The organism is Microcystis sp. M_QC_C_20170808_M3Col (genome assembly GCF_007095505.1).
GTDB lineage: Bacteria > Cyanobacteriota > Cyanobacteriia > Cyanobacteriales > Microcystaceae > Microcystis.
On sequence record NZ_SFBY01000146.1, the window covers coordinates 1 to 19,300 of the forward strand.

Annotated in this window: 17 protein-coding genes; 13 read left to right on the plus strand and 4 right to left on the minus strand. The window is 41.3% G+C overall.

Annotated elements, in window-relative coordinates; genetic code table 11:
- The coding region (locus tag EWV84_RS06840; RefSeq protein ID WP_287077369.1) for a DUF433 domain-containing protein at positions 1 to 247 on the minus strand (247 nt) is incomplete at its 3' end.
- Positions 248 to 420: 173 nt separating this feature from the next.
- Between EWV84_RS06840 and larE the strand changes: the two genes are divergently transcribed.
- The 5 genes from larE (at position 421) to EWV84_RS06865 (ending at position 6,515) form a co-directional block, all read left to right on the plus strand.
- Positions 421 to 1,230 (plus strand): ATP-dependent sacrificial sulfur transferase LarE, encoded by an 810-nt coding sequence (gene larE, locus EWV84_RS06845; protein ID WP_286825838.1) that lies wholly within the window; start codon positions 421 to 423, stop codon positions 1,228 to 1,230.
- A gap of 354 nt (positions 1,231 to 1,584) precedes the next feature.
- Complete coding sequence (locus tag EWV84_RS06850; protein WP_287077371.1) at positions 1,585 to 2,595, plus strand: permease; 1,011 nt, start codon at positions 1,585 to 1,587, stop codon at positions 2,593 to 2,595.
- A gap of 24 nt (positions 2,596 to 2,619) precedes the next feature.
- Positions 2,620 to 3,411, plus strand: a complete 792-nt coding sequence (locus EWV84_RS06855) for a TIGR03943 family putative permease subunit (RefSeq protein WP_287077373.1) — start codon at positions 2,620 to 2,622, stop codon at positions 3,409 to 3,411.
- Positions 3,412 to 3,629: 218 nt separating this feature from the next.
- Entirely contained in the window at positions 3,630 to 5,108 is a 1,479-nt protein-coding gene (locus EWV84_RS06860) for a hypothetical protein (protein WP_287077375.1), read from the plus strand.
- A 30-nt stretch (positions 5,109 to 5,138) separates the two neighbouring features.
- Positions 5,139 to 6,515 carry an aldehyde dehydrogenase gene (locus tag EWV84_RS06865; RefSeq protein WP_287077377.1) on the plus strand — a complete coding sequence of 459 codons (1,377 nt, stop codon included), beginning with the start codon at positions 5,139 to 5,141 and terminating at the stop codon, positions 6,513 to 6,515.
- An 11-nt stretch (positions 6,516 to 6,526) separates the two neighbouring features.
- Here the strand turns inward: EWV84_RS06865 and EWV84_RS06870 are convergent, their stop codons facing one another.
- Entirely contained in the window at positions 6,527 to 7,936 is a 1,410-nt protein-coding gene (locus EWV84_RS06870; protein WP_286825833.1) for an isochorismate synthase, read from the minus strand.
- A 236-nt stretch (positions 7,937 to 8,172) separates the two neighbouring features.
- The gene (locus tag EWV84_RS06875) at positions 8,173 to 8,577 is read right to left on the minus strand and encodes an NIL domain-containing protein (RefSeq protein WP_004163818.1); all 405 of its coding nucleotides are present in this window, start codon (positions 8,575 to 8,577) and stop codon (positions 8,173 to 8,175) included.
- Positions 8,578 to 8,618: 41 nt separating this feature from the next.
- On the opposite strand from EWV84_RS06875, the gene EWV84_RS06880 reads away from it, so the two are divergent.
- The 3 genes from EWV84_RS06880 to EWV84_RS06890 all read left to right on the plus strand — a co-directional run bounded on the left by EWV84_RS06880 (position 8,619) and on the right by EWV84_RS06890 (position 11,512).
- Positions 8,619 to 9,170: a thioredoxin family protein gene (locus tag EWV84_RS06880; RefSeq protein ID WP_287077380.1), complete on the plus strand. Its 552-nt coding sequence runs from the start codon at positions 8,619 to 8,621 to the stop codon at positions 9,168 to 9,170.
- A 103-nt stretch (positions 9,171 to 9,273) separates the two neighbouring features.
- Positions 9,274 to 9,627 carry a hypothetical protein gene (locus tag EWV84_RS06885; RefSeq protein WP_286825831.1) on the plus strand — a complete coding sequence of 118 codons (354 nt, stop codon included), beginning with the start codon at positions 9,274 to 9,276 and terminating at the stop codon, positions 9,625 to 9,627.
- Positions 9,596 to 11,512 carry a hypothetical protein gene (locus tag EWV84_RS06890; RefSeq protein ID WP_287077382.1) on the plus strand — a complete coding sequence of 639 codons (1,917 nt, stop codon included), beginning with the start codon at positions 9,596 to 9,598 and terminating at the stop codon, positions 11,510 to 11,512. The genes EWV84_RS06885 and EWV84_RS06890 overlap by 32 nt, the downstream gene beginning before the upstream one ends.
- Before the next feature lie 193 nt (positions 11,513 to 11,705).
- Here EWV84_RS06890 and ftsH read toward each other — a convergent pair whose 3' ends face one another.
- Positions 11,706 to 13,670 carry an ATP-dependent zinc metalloprotease FtsH gene (gene ftsH, locus EWV84_RS06895; RefSeq protein ID WP_287077391.1) on the minus strand — a complete coding sequence of 655 codons (1,965 nt, stop codon included), beginning with the start codon at positions 13,668 to 13,670 and terminating at the stop codon, positions 11,706 to 11,708.
- Between the two features lie 132 nt (positions 13,671 to 13,802).
- Between ftsH and ccsB the strand changes: the two genes are divergently transcribed.
- From ccsB to EWV84_RS06920, 5 genes are all read left to right on the plus strand, one after another.
- A complete protein-coding gene (ccsB, locus tag EWV84_RS06900; protein WP_046663089.1) occupies positions 13,803 to 14,789 on the plus strand; it encodes a c-type cytochrome biogenesis protein CcsB in 987 nt (328 codons plus the stop codon).
- Between the two features lie 248 nt (positions 14,790 to 15,037).
- Positions 15,038 to 15,931, plus strand: a complete 894-nt coding sequence (locus EWV84_RS06905; protein WP_287077385.1) for an aspartoacylase — start codon at positions 15,038 to 15,040, stop codon at positions 15,929 to 15,931.
- Between the two features lie 55 nt (positions 15,932 to 15,986).
- Positions 15,987 to 17,309 carry a serine/threonine protein kinase gene (locus EWV84_RS06910; RefSeq protein ID WP_287077386.1) on the plus strand — a complete coding sequence of 441 codons (1,323 nt, stop codon included), beginning with the start codon at positions 15,987 to 15,989 and terminating at the stop codon, positions 17,307 to 17,309.
- Positions 17,310 to 17,546: 237 nt separating this feature from the next.
- On the plus strand, positions 17,547 to 18,791 hold the full coding sequence (locus EWV84_RS06915) for an ATP-binding protein (protein WP_286825825.1): 1,245 nt from the start codon (positions 17,547 to 17,549) through the stop codon (positions 18,789 to 18,791).
- Between the two features lie 46 nt (positions 18,792 to 18,837).
- On the plus strand, positions 18,838 to 19,300 hold a 463-nt coding region (locus EWV84_RS06920; RefSeq protein WP_287077388.1), incomplete at its 3' end, for a Uma2 family endonuclease.

Consider the following 19,300-nt stretch of genomic DNA (forward strand, 5'->3'; position numbering starts at 1 on the left):
GGGCAAATTCTAAATCAGCTTGGATAGCTTGATCTAATTCTTCTCTATGTTCCCAATAGTAAGCTAATGCTGAGTGAATTTGACTCATACTTAAATCACGATGGTTAATGTGAATTTCTTCTGGAGTCCAACCGTAGGCTATTTGTGCCATAACTAGATCAATCACTTTCAGGGTAGAACCCGCAATTATTGGTACTCCCCGATGATCAATTGAAATATGTTTATAGTCTGTGAGATTTGTTGTCATGTAGAGAGGGTTAAGCTAAGACGCATTTATAATTATACTAAGTACCGCACGCAAAATTAATTACACATATCTAACCACCTCTTGCCTCTTGCATGAGTGCCTATCTTCACTAGGAAATTTATTTTGCACTACTACTTACCTCATTGCCTAAACCAGTTGCCAAAATCGCCGCCATGGACAGTCAATTACTTGATAAACTCGGACAATTACAAAACCTCTTAAAAACCAGCGAAAAGGCTTTGATTGCCTATTCTGGGGGCGTGGATAGTACCCTAGTGGCGAAAGTGGCCTATGATCTGCTAGGGGGTCAAGCATTGGCAATTACGGCGGTTTCCCCTTCCCTACTGCCGGAAGAATTGGAAGAAGCGATCGCTCAAGCCGATTATATCGGTATTCGGCACGAATTGGTGGAAACCGAGGAAATGAATAACCCCAATTACACCAGTAATCCCGTTAATCGCTGTTATTTCTGCAAAAGTGAGCTACATGACACCCTTAAACCCCTTGCACTCGCTCGTGGTTATGCCTACGTCATCGATGGCGTTAATGCTGATGATTTAAGGGATTATCGTCCCGGGATTCAAGCAGCCAGAGAGCGCGGCGCTCGTTCACCCTTGGCGGAAATTGCTATCACAAAAAGCGAAGTTCGTCAACTATCTCGTTACTTAAATTTACCTTGGTGGGATAAACCGGCGCAACCCTGTTTAAGTTCCCGTTTTCCCTACGGGGAGGAAATTAGCCTGGAGAAATTGCAAAGAGTCGGACGGGCGGAGATTTATCTGCGAAAATTAGGTTATCGTCAACTACGGGTGCGATCGAGCGGCGATACGGCACGGATTGAATTACCAGCAGCAGAAATTCCCGACTTTATTAATCGGACAAATTTAAGCGAATTAGTCGCTGATCTGCAAAAATTAGGCTTTATCTATGTCAGCCTCGATCTAGAAGGTTATCAAAGCGGCAAGCTTAATCGAGTCCTCTAGATCAGTAATCAGTAATCAGTAATCAGTAATCAGTAATCAGTGGACTGAAAACTCAAATCTGCTCTAACAGTTATCTTAATGGTGAGGTACGAAGTTTTCGTTTTGGGGAGTCGGTCGTCGGTCGTCAATACCAAATTGGGTTATACTTCATCTTGACGAGAAAGGCTGTAACGGATAACGGATAACGGATAACGGATAACGGATAACGGATAACTGGTCACTGATAACTGATAACCGGTCACTCGATCGGATATATTAAAAAAATGTTAAAAAGCCAGGGAGCGGACTGATGAACCTTTTTCTAGGGTTCCTAAGTCTTTACCCCTAAACCTCTAATTCCCAAGGCGAGGATAGATGAGTCAACTACAAAATACCTTTACCCTATTCCTGAGCCTGTTGGTGGAAGCTATGCCTTTTTTGCTGCTAGGGGTGATTCTCTCTAGTATTCTTTTGATATTTGTCGATGAACGTCGCTTAGTTGCTCTGATGCCTCGAAATGCTGTTTTAGGAGCATTTGTGGGGGGATGTATTGGTTTTTTGTTTCCCGTCTGCGAGTGTGGCAATGTACCTGTGGCGCGACGTTTACTTGTGCAAGGAATGCCGAATGCAGTAGCGGTTAGTTTTCTGTTAGCAGCGCCGACAATTAACCCGATTGTTATCTGGTCCACTTGGGTAGCTTTTCGCGATCAACCGGAAATTGTTTTCTATCGAGTTATCTTTTCTTTGTTCATCGCTACGGTTATCGGTATTATCTTTAGTATCCAAAAAGATCCCCGACCGCTCCTACAAACCTCTTTGGCAAAAAGTCTCAATTGGCAACCGCAAATACCAGAAAAAGAATCTATCCCACTACTACTACAATCCGGTTCTTTTCTGATCGGTAATTCTGGGCAAACTTTGCGCTTAGATGAAAGTTTTGCCGCTACTGCTGTCCTACCAGCAGTGCAAGCTATCCCGATGAAAAGGCGCTGGTTAACTTTTCTGGAAAACGTGGTGATGGAATTACGGGAATTAGGAGGAGTGTTAATCTTAGGAAGTGCTATAGCGGCCGGTTTACAGGTATTTGTTCCCCGGGAATTTGTTCTTAATTTGGGTCAGGATCCAATTACTTCGATCTTGGCCATGATGCTGTTAGCAGTAATTGTTTCAATTTGTTCCACGGTTGATTCTTTTTTTGCCCTCTCTTTTGCCTCTAGTTTTACCAGTAGTTCCCTGCTGGCTTTTCTGGTGTTCGGTCCAATGATTGACCTAAAAGGGATTGGTTTAATGTTGTCTATTTTTAAACCGAGAATGTTAATTTATCTCTTTGCTTTAGCAGCGCAAATGACTTTTTTACTCACCTTGGCTCACAGTTATTTATTTTAGGTCAGTACCCGAATAGTTTTTCCCATGAATTCATCACGTCTAAAAATAATCGCCCCCCAATTTATCGATATTATTGCCCTAATCGGTTGGGGTTCGTTACTATTTAAATACTGGATCACTGGACAGTTAAATTTACTGATCCATCCTAATTATTTTCTTCTGGTTCTCATCACCAGTATTGCTTTATTTGTTCTGGGATTAGTCAAGCTTTGGACATTATTAAAACAGTGGCAAAAAAAGATTAATTTAGATAGTAACGATAATCGATCGCATATTACCATTCTCCCTCAACATTTTGGCTCAGGTTTATTAGTAATAACTGCCCTTTTAGGTCTATTTATCGCCCCGCAGCCCCTCAGCAGTCAAATCGCATTACAGAGGGGAATTAGTGAATCTTTACCCCTAACTCGCGTGCAAACTCAATCCTTTGGCACTACCGTTAAACCGGAGGAAAAAAGTTTAATTGAATGGGTAAGAACTTTGAATGCTTATCCTGAACCTGATGCTTACACAGGACAACCGGTAAAAGTCACAGGTTTTGTGGTGCAATTGCCCCAATTACCCGATAATTATTTATTAATTAGTCGCTTTATTCTTACCTGTTGTGCCGTAGATGCTTATCCCGTGGGTTTGCCGGTGAAACTATCAGGAAGTCGCAGTCAATATCCCAATGATACTTGGTTAGAAATCACCGGAGAAATGGCCACGGAATCCTTACCCGTAGAGGTGGGAAAATCAACCACCAGAAGACAATTAGTAATTAGGGCTAAATCCGTGAAATCTATACCCACTCCTGTGGATCCCTACGGATATTAACAGTTATCAGTTATCAGTTATCAGTGAGCAGTTATCAGTGAGCAGTTATCAGTTAAGTAGGTGGGTGGAATTAAATATAAGATGAACGTAGGTTGGGTTGAAGCATGAAACCCAACGCCCAATAATGTTACGCTACCGTTAACCCATCCTACAAATAATTGTGCCTCCCTACTTATCAGTTATCAGTGAGCAGTTGTTGTTTCTAACCATCTACTATAATGATCAAGACCTTACAACTACAACCGATTGATAAATTAGCGATAACATTAATTGTATCGCTAACCTTAGTAATTGGTGGCTTAATTTGGTTAGGTAATAGCTGTGGTAATCAATGTCTTTTACAAACCGGTCCAAGGGTCAAGGAATTTAGCTGGGAAAATCGAGAAATTGGCTCGGAAGATCAAGCATTTATTATTACTTTTGATCGCCCTATGGATCATGCTAGTGTAGAAAAAAATCTAGTTATCGATCCTCCGCTGCCGGGTAAGTTTAGTTGGGCCGGAAGACGATTAGCTTATACTCTCACTTCTCCCATTCCCTACGGAGAAAAATATCATCTGCAAATTGAAGGTGCGCGGGAACAATTTCGCAGCGGTAATCGATTAGGACAAACCCTGGCAATCTTTGAAAGAGAATTTAAAAGTCGCGATCGTGCTTTTGCCTATATTGGCACTAATGGGGAAGAACAGGGAAGATTAATTTTTTATAACTTGACTGAGGAGAAGAAAACCCTCTTAACCCCCGCAAATTTGACCGTTATGGCTTTTGAATTCTATCCTGATGGTAAAAAAATCCTCTTTTCGGCCGTGGCGAAAAATCGGGGGATAGAGGGAATTCGTGAACTGCAGCTTTACCAAGTTGATAGCAGTCAATCGCCTCTAAAAATTGAGTTAGTGCTAGACAATAAAGATTATCAAAATAATCACTTTGATTTAGCTAAAGATGGGGAAACTATTGTCGTGCAGAGAATTGAGCGCCGCAATCCGATTAACTTCGATTTATGGACAGTTAAATCGGGGGAAAAACCCCAACAATTAAACATCCAAGGCGGAGAATTTTTGATCGCACCTGATAGTAAAACTTTGGCTGTCACCCAGGGGGAAGGAATTGCGCTTTTGCCCTTAAAATCCGAAACAAAACCCCTGGATTTTTTACCAAAATTTGGGCGAATTTTGAATTTTTCTGCCGATGGTATGGCCGCAGCAATGGTGAATTTTAATACGGATAATGCCAAAATGCGTTATATTCGATCGCTTTTTTATGTCAATAATCAAGGATTACAAAAACGCTTACTCAATCTACAAGGTTCGATTATAGATTGTCAATTTAATGCCACCGGTAGTGATTTGTATTGTTTGTTAACCGAGTTAGTTACTAACAGTCAAGAGTACAAAGAAAAACCCTATTTTGCTAAAATAGATGTGAAGACCGGTCAAGTGACTCCCCTACTGGAATTAGCTGATTATCGTGATATTCACATTAGTTTATCTCCCGATGGTTTAGCAATTATTTTTGATCAACTTCGCACCAGTTATGATACCAATCCGACTAATCCCTTGACTACCGATTCAGGAGAAACAATTATCGGTGGTCGTTTGTGGATGTTAATTCCTCCCCTACAAGATGGAGTAAAAGCAAGTAAATCTGATTTAATTGAATTACCTCTAGCGGGAATTCGTCCCCAGTGGATGCCGTAGAATTTCATCATTAAGTTAGGAATTATTTCGATGCTGTCAAACTCAGAAAAATTAGCCAAATTGCGTCAGTATTTTGCCAGTGGTGCAACTCGTTCCTATCAATTCCGTCGTCAGCAGTTAGAGAAGTTAAAACAGGCAATCATTAAATATGAAGCAGAGATATATCAAGCTTTATATAGCGATTTAAAGAAAAGTCCCGAAGATTGTTGGATTACTGAAAATGGCTTTCTTTTGGTGGAAATTAATACCGCTTTAAAAAATTTGCGCTCATGGATGCAACCCAAAACTGTTAAAACTAATCTCTTAAATTTCCCATCCTCCAGTCAGATTATTCGGGAACCTTTAGGAGTGGTTTTAATTATTGGTGCTTGGAATTATCCCCTCCAATTGTTATTAGTGCCTTTAGTCGGTGCCATTGCTGCCGGTAACTGTGCGGTATTAAAACCGAGTGAATTTGCCTCAGCGACGGAAAAATTAGTAGTTAAAATAATTCAAGAAATATTCCCTGAAGAATATGTGTTAATTGTCCTGGGAGATGGTGCGGAAGTAATTCCGAATATGTTAGACAGTTTTACCTTTGATCATATATTTTTTACTGGCAGTACAAGGGTAGGAAAAATTATTTATCAACTAGCGGCAGCAAAGTTAATTCCTGTTACTCTAGAATTAGGAGGAAAAAGTCCCTGTGTTATCGAAGCTGATGCTAATATTTCCGTGGCAACCCGTCGCATTGCCGTGACAAAATTCTCTAATTCTGGTCAAATGTGTATCGCAGCTGATTATGTTTTAGTACATCAATCCCAGCAGGAGAATTTTATCAGAGAATTAGCTAATACTATTGTTAATTTTTTCGGTGAAGATGCGAGATTAAGTGCTGATTATGGTAAGATCATTAATGAAAAACAATTTGATCGCCTGATTGACTTTCTCCAAGATGGTGAGATTGTTTTTGGAGGCAAAACCGATCGAGAAAATTTATATATTCAACCAACTTTATTAACTAATGTTTCCCTCGATGCTCCTATTATGCAAGGGGAAATATTCGGTCCAATTTTACCGATCATTGCCTTTAGCACTTTTGAGGAAGCTTTAGCAATTATTGCTAAAAACCCTAACCCTCTAGCTTTTTATCTGTTTACTACCAAGGCAAAGACCGAAAAGAAATGGTTAGAATCAGTCCAGTTTGGGGGAGGTTGTATTAACAACAATAGTTTTCATTTTACTAATCCTAGTTTACCCTTTGGTGGTCGAGGAAATAGCGGGATCGGTAGCTATCATGGTCGTTTTTCCTTTGAGAATTTTAGTCACCAAAAAGCCATTATGAAAACACCTCTTTGGTTCAATCCCGCTTTAAAATATCCGCCTTTTAAGGGTAAATTAGACTTATTTAAGTTATTAGTTCGGTAAAAAGCTAAAGTTTAAGTTAAAGCTTTTAAGAGAGCTTGAAATTTAAGCTGAATTTCTGCTAGTTCTTTTTCTGGATCGGAACCGGCAACAATACCTGCACCAGCGTATAATCGCGCTCGATCGCCTTCAATTAAGGCCGAACGAATACCAACAATAAACTCACTATTATTTTGACAATCAATCCAACCCAAAGGAGCGGCATAAAGAGAGCGATCGAAGGTTTCATAATGACGAATTTGTGCTAAAGCGATCTCCGTGGGAACCCCTGCGACAGCAGGAGTGGGGTGTAGTTGGGCAACAATTTCGAGGGGATGGATGGAGGGTTTTAGTTTGGCATGGATAGGAGTCCAGAGATGTTGAATATTGGAGAGTTTTAACAATCTAGAGGGAGAATTTTGCGGATTTAAGCCAATTTGTCGCAGTTTTTGGTTAATAAAGTCACTAACAGCCCGATGTTCCCGTTGTTCTTTTTCACTAGCGAGGAGTTTATTGGCCAAGAGAGCATCTTCGATCGCATTTTCTCCCCGGGGGGCGGATCCCGCTAAAGCATCGGTGATTAATTGCCCCTGATGGACAGTTAACAAGCGTTCGGGACTAGCGCCGATAAAATGATCTCCCCGTCCATTGCCGAGGGAAAAAGTGTAGCAATCGGGATGACGCTGACGCAAATTATCGAGACAGTTTACCAGATGAAAAGGACGGGGAGAAATCACGTCAAGAGCGTGAGCGAGGACAATTTTGCTAAAATTTTGGGCGTGGATAGATTGGAGTGCATCGGCAACAGCCGCTTGAAAATTATAGGTAGGATGAATATAGTAACTACAGGGAGCCTGGTGGGGATTTTGTCGGCAATTGCTCGAGTTATTTTGGATAATTTTGAGGTTGTTGATAGTTTCTTCGAGGCAGTTTTCTATTTCTTTTTCGCTGGTGATTAGGAGATTGGTAAGGAAAAAATATTCCGAATGTTTTTTGATAATTTGAAACTTAGGCAGGGTTAGGGTAGCTGAGGGAAAGGGGGTAGCTGTTTCCGAGTCGAAAAAAGTGAAACTACAAAAGATGCGGGGAGTAATCTCGCTATAGTTATCAATTTTGATAATGCTTTGTTGACAGTTTTCAATAAATTTTTGAGCTTTTAAAAAACGTTGTTTGCCGTGGAAAGTGGCAGCAAAGGCGATGCCGTAGCCGAGAAAAGCGGTTTCTCGTTGGGGATTTTCCCAATAACAATGGGTGGGATAGCTAGAGGCAATCCGAGAGAGAATTTCTAGGGGATCAACGGGGGAAATTTTTTGACAAAAACTAACGATCGACGGATTGCCCTTTTCTGCGGCTAACAGTTGCGGGTTGAGGATAAAGTTATAGAGGCCGCGAAGATCAGCAATCGGACTATCAGGATAGGAAAGGCGAGGAACGGCAGAAGTCATGTCAAGTTTTTTGTATTTTTTGCAAAAAAAACCATGATTAATGGTATGTAATCCCCACAGATGTGGCCAGAGTCAGCAATCTCTTTTTAACTATGGTATCGGAGAAAGGGTCTTTAGGTAGAAAGGGACCGGGATATTTGTGACGATTAACCGCGTTGGAGACAAATGAAGGCTTAAAATCTCCAGAGATGGCTATTATTTAAATCGGCAAAAAAATTAATTTAATAACTGCTACTTTACAAGTTTGTGGAAATTGCCGCCACGGGACAAGTGGGGATACATTGTTCACAAACCACACAACGGGAACGCAAAAACTTAAGACGAAAACTTTCGGGATCAAGGGTTAAAGCTTCCGTGGGACAAACTCCCGTACATAACCCACAATCGACGCATTTTTCTTCATCAATGACGATTTCGCGACTAACTTGGGAAACGCCAATATTTTGTAATTGTAACCATTCGATCGCCGCTTCTAACTCATCGATATCTCCCGATAATTCTAATACTAATGTTCCCACTTGATTGGGGGCAACTTGGGCGCGGATAATATTAGCGGCGACGTTAAAATCCTTCGCCAGTCGATAGGTAACGGGCATATGGACGGCTTTTTTGGGAAAAGTGAGAGTAACGCGTTTTTTCATGAGGATAGGATAGGATAGGAATAATTTTTGAGAGACTATCCATGACAGCCACCACACCCACCAATAAAATCAGAAATCTGCTGCTGGCAGTAACGGCAGTTATTCTTAGTGTAGCGATTTTCTTGGGGTTTCAAACCACCGCTAGTTCTGTATCTTTGGAAGCGCAAGCGGAAAAAGCGACACCTTTCGATCTTGCCCTCAGCAATGGTAAACCCACCCTGACAGAATTTTATGCTAATTGGTGTACCAGTTGTCAGGCGATGGCCGCTGAAATTGCCGAAATTAAAAAACAATACGGTAATGCCATTAATTTTGTCATGCTCAACGTTGATAATAATAAATGGTTGCCGGAAATTCTCCGTTATCGTGTGGATGGTATTCCCCATTTTGTCTTTTTAAATAATCAAGGACAACCAGTTGCCCAAGCGATTGGAGAACAGCCAAAATCAATTTTAACTGCTAATTTAGAAGCACTTTTAACTAATTCTACCCTACCCTATGCCACCACTACCGGACAGACTTCTGATTTTAATGTTCTTGTGGGCGCTAGTCAAACCGATCCCCGCAGTCACGGCAGTCAAGTTAAGCAGTAATCAGTAATCAGTTATCAGTTATCAGTGGAAAGCTTAAGGCTGAAAGCTATCATTCAAAAGTCAACTATCAATAAGTACATTTCATTGACTGAATTTTTTAACTATGGCGATTATTGTCCAACATTTAACCACAGGTAACGAATATATATTCTTAGGAGTTAGTGGGGGTGAAAGTAAGAATATTTTACCCACTAAAATGTTAGGAGATTTCTTCGCAATGGAGAATCCAGATAAATCTCGATCGCTGACGGTTTGTGACGATCAAGGCCGCATACTTTGGTTTCCCGTCACAGAAATGATTGTGGTGGAGGTAGATGGTCAAAAACCCGAAGAATTATTACCAGAAATTATCCCTCCTGAACCAGTTCCTTTACAATTAGATAAAGAAAATCAACCTCAGTCCCCAGAAAATCAAGGAAACATCGATGAATTTGCCGAAGATGACGATTGGATCTAGAATTAAATATCTAATTCTAGCGGTAATAATTGCCCTATTTACTATTGGCTTTAATTCCCTCTATTCGGTTTCTCAAAACTCGATCGCTCCCTTCCCTGTTGCCGAAGTTAACCCCCAATATCTTAACGATTGGACACCGGAATTAGAGGCAGAATTTCAACAAAGGGCCAAGCAAGTTATTAACCATTTTGCTAAGGCAGAAAGTTATGGCAATTTGTGGGGAGAAAACGAGAAAAGATCCTATCCTATGGCCATGTTTGATTTCTTGGCAGGAAACCGGCAAAAAGCCCTAGATTTCCTGCAGCAGGATGACCCACAAAAACGGGAACAGGCCCACACTGATTATATAGATTATTATTTTTCTTTTACCCTGAAAGGACAAATTAGAAAGTATTTTCTTCTCGGAAAGTATCTCGATCCAGTTTATCGTCAGAGAATGTATAATGCTGCGAAAATTTGGACAGAAACCGACCCTTTACAACGACCCCATCCTATCCACGGTACTGGCCAAGGAACGGGTAATGATTGGAGTATAACAAGACGGGGTTTATGGGTAGATAGTCGCAATACTGATAACCTGCGAGCGATGCGCGAAACATCGGTTTATCTGATGGCCGAAGAAACAGGAAATGAGGCAACTCGTCAAATTTATAAAAGTAAAATTAAGCGTTACGTTTCAGCTTTATATAACATCGGTATGGGAGAATGGGATTCAGAAGTTTATCACGGTCATACCTTTGCTCCCTATCTCAATCTCTACGATTTTGCTCAAGATACGGAAGTTAAACAATGGGCAAAAATGGCCTTAGATTGGTTATCCATGGCCGCTAGTGTTAAATATTATCGCGGTGGTTGGGGGGGTCCTGTAAAACGCGATTATGGTGATGGCCATGGGGTAATGCGATCGCACGCATCCCGCACTTTTTGGCTATACTTTGGTGATACTCCCGTCCCCAATAATCGCCCGGAATTGGACTCTCTTTATCTAATTACCAGTGGTTATCGTCCTCCTTTAGCAGTGGTGGAATTAGCCCGAAAAAACTTTAATAAACCGGTAGAAATTCTCGCCAGTAAACCCCTGTATGAAAACTGGAAACCGGGCAATAATCAAAGTCCGGGTTATTGGGAAACTCAATTTATCGGGGCTAGTTATCAAATGGGTAGTCTGGTGGGAACTTTCCCCGATGGCGATGTGGCCCCGTTTAAATTAATGGCCTTTAATCAACATAAAGGTGTGGATTTTTTTGTGGCTAACACTGGCAAAAATGGCGTAAAACCGGGCAAAAATCCTGGGGATGAAATCGGACAATATCGTAATCTTTTAATCTGGTTACGTCCAGCAGATCAAGCTTTTTTCTGGCAATTACCGAAAACTGCCAAGGTAGAAAAAGATGATAATATCTGGTTTATTCAATTAGAAAAAACTTGGTTAGCCCTGAGATTAATAAATCTTTCTTCTCCTGAAATGATCGAGATTCCTAATTCCCCTTATCCCGATGATAATACCTACCAAGCTTTACCCACAGGTAACAATTATGCGGGTTTTGTCCTGGAAGTGGGGGAAGCGGCAACCCAGGGCAGTTATGAGAATTTCAAGAGCATATTTAAGCAAAAAAGTCAAGTAAATTTAACTCAAATTAAGCAAGGCAGGGTTTTATTTAAAGGCAGTCAAGGGCAGAGTTTACAATTGACCTATAATCAAATCAATCTACTGCCGATGTTAATTCGTAACGGTCAAAAGCACGATTGGTCAAAAAATTTCGCCCTTTATAACAGTTTAAGTCGAGATAACTCTCCCGTTTCTTTGGGATGGAAAGAGGGCAAATTAACCGTCAAAGCAGGGAATTATCAATTTTCTAATACTTTGATTCTGTCTTCTCCTTAAGTTAGATATTCTCGACTATTTATTCAGCAGACCCTAGTTATGAGGAGAGGCAAAAGGCAAAAGGCAAAAGGCAAAAGGCAGCTTTGTTCTCCCCACTTCCCCACTTCCCCACTTCCCCACTTCCCCACACCCCACACCCCACACCCTGTCCCCACGAAAAACTTTTTCAGCAAACCCTATTTATGAGGATTGATCAGACCATTTGCGCTTGGTTTAATAACTCTTGCAATTCTTCTCCTTCGATTACTTCAGTGGTCAAAAGATTAGTGGCAATCGACTCTAATAAATTGCGGTTGTGACTGAGAATTGCTAGGGCTTTTTGGTAACTAGCGTCGATAATTTGTTTAACTTCTTCATCGATCGCTTTGGCCGTATTTTCCCCGATCGAACGCCTGGGACTACCCTGATTATTACCTAAAAAATTAGCCTGTCCTGTTTTATCGTAGGCTAGGGGGCCGAGGGATTTACTCATACCATACATTGTCACCATTCTTTCAGCAATATCCGTCGCCCTTTGTAAATCATCGGAAGCGCCATTAGTCACGCTGCCAAAGATTAATTCTTCGGCTGCCCGACCGCCCAATAACATAGTAATTTGTTCTTTAAATTCGGTTTCTGTCATCAAAAAACGGTCTTCCGTGGGAATTTTCAGGGTATAACCCAAAGCGGATAAACCCCGGGGAACGATGGAAATTTTCTCCACCCGACCACCTCCCGGCATAACTGCACCGACTAAAGCATGGCCAACTTCGTGATAAGCGACGATTTTCTTTTCTTTTTCCGATAAAACCCGACTTTTCTTTTCTAAACCGGCGATAACTCTTTCTATCGCCTCTTTAAAATCAATTTGACTGACTTTTTCCCGATTATTACGGGCAGCCAAGAGAGCAGCCTCATTGACGAGATTGGCTAAATCGGCCCCGGCAAAACCGGGGGTTTGGGTGGCGATCGCTTTGAGGTTAACATCTTCACCCATCTGGACTCGTTCGGCGTATATTTGTAAAATTGCCCATCTTCCCGCTAAATCGGGACGATCCACCAGAACTTGGCGATCAAAGCGCCCCGGACGCAATAAAGCGGCATCAAGAGTCTCTGGGCGATTGGTGGCGGCTAAAACGATGACGACGGCTTCTTTGGGGCTAAAACCGTCCATTTCTGTCAAAAGTTGGTTTAAAGTCTGCTCGCGCTCATCATTGCTGCCGCTAGTTCCCGATCCCGAACTTCTCGATTTACCGATCGCGTCCAATTCATCAATAAAAATGATGCTAGGGGCATTTTTCTTCGCTTGGGCAAATAGATCCCGCACCCGGGCTGCCCCAGTGCCGACAAATAACTCCACGAATTCCGAGGCCGAAATGCTAAAAAAAGTCACTCCCGCTTCTCCCGCGACCGCTTTTGCTAAGAGGGTTTTTCCCGTCCCCGGCGGTCCGACTAAGAGAACACCTTTAGGAATACGCGCCCCAATTTTATTAAAGCGCTCGGCATCCTTGAGAAATTCGACGATTTCCTTTAACTCGGTTTTTGCTTCCTCGGCCCCGGCCACATCACTGAAGGTAATCGGATATTTTTCGTCGTCTCCGTAAACTTTAGCGAGATTTTTATTAAAAAGCAGCGATTTACGGGTGTCATCGTTGCGATAGAACAGAAACTGCATGGCGGCGACTAAAATTAAGGGAGGAACCACCCAAGCGAGGAGAGTGGTGATCCAACTGTTTTCGGCCACGGGAATCGCCTCGAAGATTACGCCTTTTTGCTGTAATAGTTGGGGTAATTGGGGGTTATCGACTGGAATCGTGGCAAAAACTCGTCCGGAGACTAGATTACTGCTTGTTTTGCTGCCCAGAGAACTAGAATCACCGTGAAAGGGATTACTTGATTCTGGGGGATTAACGGGGGGATTACCCGGAATAGGCAGGGATTCTAAAGGATTTTTTAATTGATAAAAGATGACTTGATTGCCAATTCTGACCTTACTGATGTCGCCCCGTTCCACTTTACTGATAAATTCGCTGTAGGGTTCGAGGGGAATATTGGACAATTCTGAGGGACGAGGGATAAAAAAATAGCCTAAAGCGGCAACACCAGAACAAATGATCAGGATTTTGCCTAACAGAGGCAAACGCGACCAGGAAAATTTATTATCTTCTTGATTAGCCATAATTTTTAGGGTGGGTGAGAGTGAAAATGCAAAGTCCATGCTAACAATTCCCTGTCTCGATCGCCTTACCGATGGGATAGGATAGAGGATGGAATACTTGGTAGCGAGCGAGCGACAAACGAGAGAAATCCCATGAATTTAGTTAGCTTAGAGAACTTTCTCGATAACACTTCTTTTTTAGTCCTGTTTTTAACCATGCTGGTTTATTGGGCCGGGGCAGCCTTTCCTAGCATACCTTTGTTACCTGGCTTAGGCAGCACGGGAGTGGCCATCGCTAACCTCTGTATCGCCGCTTTATTGGGGGCGCGCTGGTTAGAAGCGGGTTATTTCCCCATTAGCAATCTTTACGAATCTTTATTCTTTCTCGCTTGGGGTGTAACTGCGGTTCATTTAATTGCTGAGTACACTAGCCGCAGTCGCCTGGTGGGGGTGGTGACGACTCCTGTAGCCATGGGGATTACCGCTTTTGCCACTTTGTCCTTACCCGGGGAAATGCAAACTTCGGCACCCTTGGTTCCGGCTTTAAAATCGAATTGGTTGATGATGCACGTTAGCGTCATGATGTTAAGTTATGCTGCTTTGATGGTGGGTTCCCTGATGGCGATCGCTTTTCTGATCGTCACTAGAGGTCAAAATATCGAGTTAAAAGGCAGTTCCGTGGGTACGGGAGCCTATCGTCTCCAAAATAAGTTATCTACCACTCTTTCTGCGCCAATTTTCCTGGAAACGGCTAACGGTGGCCCAACCGCCCTTTTAACTCCCACCTTAACAGCGATGGCGACTCTTTCGCCCCAACGTCTCAGCTTGGCGGAAACCCTCGATAATATCAGTTATCGCGTCATTGGTCTCGGTTTTCCCCTTCTCACTATCGGTATCATCGCCGGGGCAGTTTGGGCGAATGAAGCTTGGGGTTCCTATTGGAGTTGGGATCCGAAAGAAACTTGGGCGCTAATCACTTGGTTAGTGTTTGCCGCTTATCTCCATGCGCGCATTACCCGGGGATGGCAGGGCAGAAAACCAGCTATTCTAGCGGCCAGTGGTTTTGTTGTGGTTTGGGTATGTTATTTAGGGGTGAATCTTTTAGGTAAAGGCCTTCATTCCTACGGTTGGTTTTTCTAAATCAGTTATAGGGGTGGGTTGGTAAACCTGCCCCTCCTGACTTGAAAGAGGGTGTGGGGTGTGGGGTGTGGGGAAATGGGGAAGTAGGGAAGTAGGGAATTTCAACTAAAAACCCCAAAACCCCAAAACCCCAAAACCCTAAACCCCTAACACCCTAAACCCTGCCCCCTGTCTCCTGTCTCCTAACCCCACCAACAAACTTTTTCAGCCAACCATAAATAATTACAACTTCTCAAAACTTATAAAAAATGATCGAGCAGAAAACTACTATTAAAAATCTGGCTTTAATTGCAGGTGTGCATGGCAATGAACTAACTCCCGCTTATTTGGTTGAATATCTGCAAAACTCACCTAATCTTATTGCTCGCAGCAGTTTTCAATCCTACAGTCTCATCGCTAATCCCTTAGCCCTAAAGCAACGGGTTAGATATATCGATACGGATTTAAATCGTTGTTTTAACCAAAAAGATTTAGTTAATCCCGATTGTCAGCAATACGAACAAAAACGAGCTAAAAAAATAGTCAAAGAAATCCGAGAAAAATCCATCGATTTATTAATAGATATTCACAGCACCACATCTAACATGATGCTGGCGATTATTTATTCTAACCCCCATCCTTGGCTATTAAAACTCTTTACCTATCTGACTAAAATTAATCCTGAGGTGCGCTTAATTTATCATCCCGTCAGCGAGGAAGAAAATCATTTTCTGAAAGGAATTTGTCCCCTAGCTTTTACCCTAGAAATCGGTCCAATTGACCATGGTGTCATCTGTCCCTATCTTTTTCGTCAAACCGAAACACTCATCTATCAAATCCTAGACTATATCGAACAGGAAAATTATCTGGCAGCCCATCTCGATACTTTCAGCGAATCCCTAATAGTTTACCAACGTTTAGGCTCGATCGATTATCCTAGGGATGAACAGGGTGAAATTAAAGCCATGTTACATCCTGAGATTCTTCAACGAGATTATCAGGCAATTCAACCCAATCAACCGATTTTTCTAGGATTTGATGGTCAGGAAATTATCTATCGTGGGGAATCTGAATTATATCCTATCTTTGTCGGAGAATCTTCCTATAAAGAAAAAGGAATCGCTCTTTGTTGGACAGCAAAAAAACAAATCGATATTAATTAGTACCAGACAGCAGTTTTCCTGACAAAAAACCGGTCTAAATAAGGGAAAAGCCACTATGACCTTTACTTCTGATTCTCTTTTAGCTGAACGTTACCAACTGCAACAACGCCTAGGCAATACCGCTATCGGTCGTCAAACTTGGTTAGCTATCGATGTATTATCCCAAGAATCAGTAATTATTAAACTCCTCGCTTTTAGTCCCCAGATGGAATGGGAAGAATTAAAATTATTTGAACGGGAGGCAGCCGTCTTAGCTTCTCTCCATCATCCCCGTATTCCCCGCTATCGCGATTATTTTTCCCTCGATAAAAATCAAGGTGACGGGATTCCTTGGTTTGTGCTTGTACAAGATTATATACCAGGAGAATCCCTAAGCGATCACTTAGAAAGGGGGCAACGTTTCACCGCTACGGTAATTCGGAATATTGCCCAAGAAGTTCTCGAAATTCTCATTTATTTGCACGAATTATCGCCCTCAGTATTACATCGAGATATTAAACCTAGTAATTTAATTATTAACTCAGAAAATAACGTTTATTTAGTAGATTTTGGGGCAGTCCAGTCCCGCGGTGCAGTAACAGGAGTTACTTTTACTGTGGTGGGGACGAGTGGTTATGCACCCCTAGAACAATTTTGGGGCCGGGCAGTTCCCAGTTCTGATTTATATGCCTTAGGTATGACTTTAATTCATTTATTGACGGGAATTGTCCCCATAGAATTGCCCCACCGCAACTCTAAAATTCAATTTCGCCAACTGGTGACAATTGATGATGATTTAAGCGATTGGTTAGAAACTATAACCGATATAGCGGTAGAAAAGCGGTTTAAAAGTGCCAGAGAAGCTCTGAAATTTCTCCAACATCCCTACTATCGCCAAGCATCAAGTTTAATCGATCCTAAGAAATTACCAAAACCTCCCCACAGTTCCATCCGTATTGCTAAACACCGGGATAATTTAGAGATTAATTTACCCCCAAAAATTAAGCTACCTTCCGATGCAGCTACTCTCTGGTCTTTGGCGATTGTCCTTACTGTCAGCATCTTTATCTCCCCAATTCTTACCTTTATTATAGCTCTAATTGGTTTTATTTGTTTGCGTGAGATGCAATTAATTCTTACCCCTCAAGAAGTTTTAATTAAATATAAAGTCTTCAATTTTATCTACAAAAAATTTGCTTTTAAAACTCAAGATTTATGGGGTATTTTTCTCCATAGCAACGGCACAGAAGGTAACTATCAGATTCGTCTGCGGACGGCTAAAAATTATTATCTTATCGGTCAGAATCTCCGCGAGGATGAATGTCTCTGGTTAGGACAGGAAATCCAAGATTGGTTAAATTTTATCAAATATAGCGTTTCTCCTCAAGATGATGTGTAACCTGACAGGGTATCATCGACCGTCTCCCCAAAACGAAAACTTTGCACCTCACCATGAAGATAACTGAGAATCAATTAAAGAAATCCCCGGAATTAGTCGGTAGGCATTTTTCCCTTTTTAACCTTAATCTTGCAGAGATCACCCTATCTTGATAGAATAATAACTGATTGGCATTCCCTCGGCTACAAGGCGGCAATTATTAAATCGGATTAGTTAGTTATTAATGGAGAATTAAAAATGAACTCTGAAATTTACAAAAAAGTCAGCTTGTTAGTTTTGTATCAAGGGGTTTTTGATAATGCTATTGGCCAGGCATTTATTACCCTATTATCTACGGATAATGTTGCCGATTTTCTCAAAGCTTATGGTCAATGTTTTCAAGCTTTAGCATCTAAAAATATCAGTTGGAATGATTTTCTAGTCGAACAAATTTTATTAGATGATAATCCCTTTAGTCAACAGGTACAGAAAAAAAGTGTTTGGGAGTTACCCGAATCTTTAATTGATGGCGTTAAACAGGATTTATCTATCCTCCATTCTCTTTATAACTCTAGCATTTATAGCCTAAGCAGTTCGACAGTTTTTGAACAAATTAAATTTCTAATTTTCCCCGCTTGGGAAGTGGACAATAAATTAGAAAGTTTCCTGCATTCCAGTTCAGATTGGACGGAATTAGTCGAAGATTTAGCCGATTATTATCGCGAATGTGGTACAGGAATTTTTGCCCGTTATCAAGCTTTAAGGTGGCAAGAAGGCAGATTACAAGGAATTACTCATCCCGATCCCGTACAGATTCAAGAAATAGTCGGTTATGAAATGCCTAAGGAAACCTTGATTAAAAACACTGAGTTTTTATTGGCAGGTTATCCCGCTTTAAATGTCTTACTCTATGGCAGCCGTGGTTCAGGAAAATCCTCTTTAGTCAAGGGATTATTGCAAAAATATCATAGTCAGGGATTGCGCTTAATTGAAGTGGCAAAATCGCAATTAAAAGACCTACCATTAATTATTGAAATCCTGCGAGATTTGCCACAAAAATTTATTATCTTTGTCGATGATTTATCCTTTGAAGAAGACGATGAAGCTTTTAAAGCTTTAAAAGTTGTTTTAGAGGGAAGCATCACCGCTAGACCGAAAAATGTCGTAGTTTATGCCACTTCTAATCGCCGACATTTAGTCAGAGAGTTTTTTGCCGATCGACCCCGACCAAAAGATGGGGATGAAGTGCATAATTGGGACACAGTACAAGAAAAATTATCCTTTAGTGATCGCTTTGGTTTAACCCTAACTTTTGAACCTGCTAATCAAGAAAAATATTTAAAAATAGTGCGTCATTTAGCAGGTTTAGCTAAATTAAAAATTAGCTTAGAAGACTTAGAATTTCGTGCCAAACAATGGGCAACCCAACATAATGGGCGATCGGGAAGAACTGCTAGACAATTTATTGATTTTCTGCAAGGGGAATTAGCATTAAATAGGTAGCATTAATTGTGTTATGATTAAACAAAAGAAGCTCTAATCTAGAAAAATGTTGACTCAATCTCCCCTCAAAACTCTCAGCTTAGAAGAATATCGTAATTTAGAAACTATAGCCGAGGTTAAACACGAATATCACGACGGGGAAATTATCGAGATGACAGGGGGAAGCATCAATCATAATAGTATTCTCATTAATCTGATTGTCCTGCTAAAATTAGCTTTAAGAGGAACTAATTATCGTCTTCAATCTAGCGATCTACGTCTATGGATACCCCAGTATAATCGCGGTTTATACCCAGATTTAATGATCATTGCGGGGGAACCATTATTTAGTGATAATCGCAACGATGAAATTTTAAATCCCTGTCTAATTATCGAAGTTTTATCCCCTTCCACCTCCAGTTATGATCGAGGTGATAAATTTCGTTATTATCGTTCTATACCCCAATTAAACCAATATCTTCTCGTCAGTCAAGGGGAGATACTAATAGAATCCTATAGCAAAACATCAG

Bases quoted from the DNA above. Each gene is read 5' to 3' on its own strand.
- EWV84_RS06855 (WP_287077373.1), top strand. From the start codon at position 2,620: ATGAATTCATCACGTCTAAAAATAATCGCCCCCCAATTTATCGATATT.
- EWV84_RS06870 (WP_286825833.1), bottom strand. From the start codon at position 7,936: ATGACTTCTGCCGTTCCTCGCCTTTCCTATCCTGATAGTCCGATTGCT.
- EWV84_RS06875 (WP_004163818.1), bottom strand. From the start codon at position 8,577: ATGAAAAAACGCGTTACTCTCACTTTTCCCAAAAAAGCCGTCCATATG.
- ftsH (WP_287077391.1), bottom strand. From the start codon at position 13,670: ATGGCTAATCAAGAAGATAATAAATTTTCCTGGTCGCGTTTGCCTCTG.
- larE (WP_286825838.1), top strand. From the start codon at position 421: ATGGACAGTCAATTACTTGATAAACTCGGACAATTACAAAACCTCTTA.
- EWV84_RS06915 (WP_286825825.1), top strand. From the start codon at position 17,547: ATGAACTCTGAAATTTACAAAAAAGTCAGCTTGTTAGTTTTGTATCAA.
- EWV84_RS06865 (WP_287077377.1), top strand. From the start codon at position 5,139: ATGCTGTCAAACTCAGAAAAATTAGCCAAATTGCGTCAGTATTTTGCC.
- EWV84_RS06905 (WP_287077385.1), top strand. From the start codon at position 15,038: ATGATCGAGCAGAAAACTACTATTAAAAATCTGGCTTTAATTGCAGGT.
- EWV84_RS06860 (WP_287077375.1), top strand. From the start codon at position 3,630: ATGATCAAGACCTTACAACTACAACCGATTGATAAATTAGCGATAACA.
- EWV84_RS06850 (WP_287077371.1), top strand. From the start codon at position 1,585: ATGAGTCAACTACAAAATACCTTTACCCTATTCCTGAGCCTGTTGGTG.
- EWV84_RS06880 (WP_287077380.1), top strand. From the start codon at position 8,619: ATGACAGCCACCACACCCACCAATAAAATCAGAAATCTGCTGCTGGCA.
- EWV84_RS06890 (WP_287077382.1), top strand. From the start codon at position 9,596: ATGAATTTGCCGAAGATGACGATTGGATCTAGAATTAAATATCTAATT.
- EWV84_RS06885 (WP_286825831.1), top strand. From the start codon at position 9,274: ATGGCGATTATTGTCCAACATTTAACCACAGGTAACGAATATATATTC.
- EWV84_RS06910 (WP_287077386.1), top strand. From the start codon at position 15,987: ATGACCTTTACTTCTGATTCTCTTTTAGCTGAACGTTACCAACTGCAA.
- ccsB (WP_046663089.1), top strand. From the start codon at position 13,803: ATGAATTTAGTTAGCTTAGAGAACTTTCTCGATAACACTTCTTTTTTA.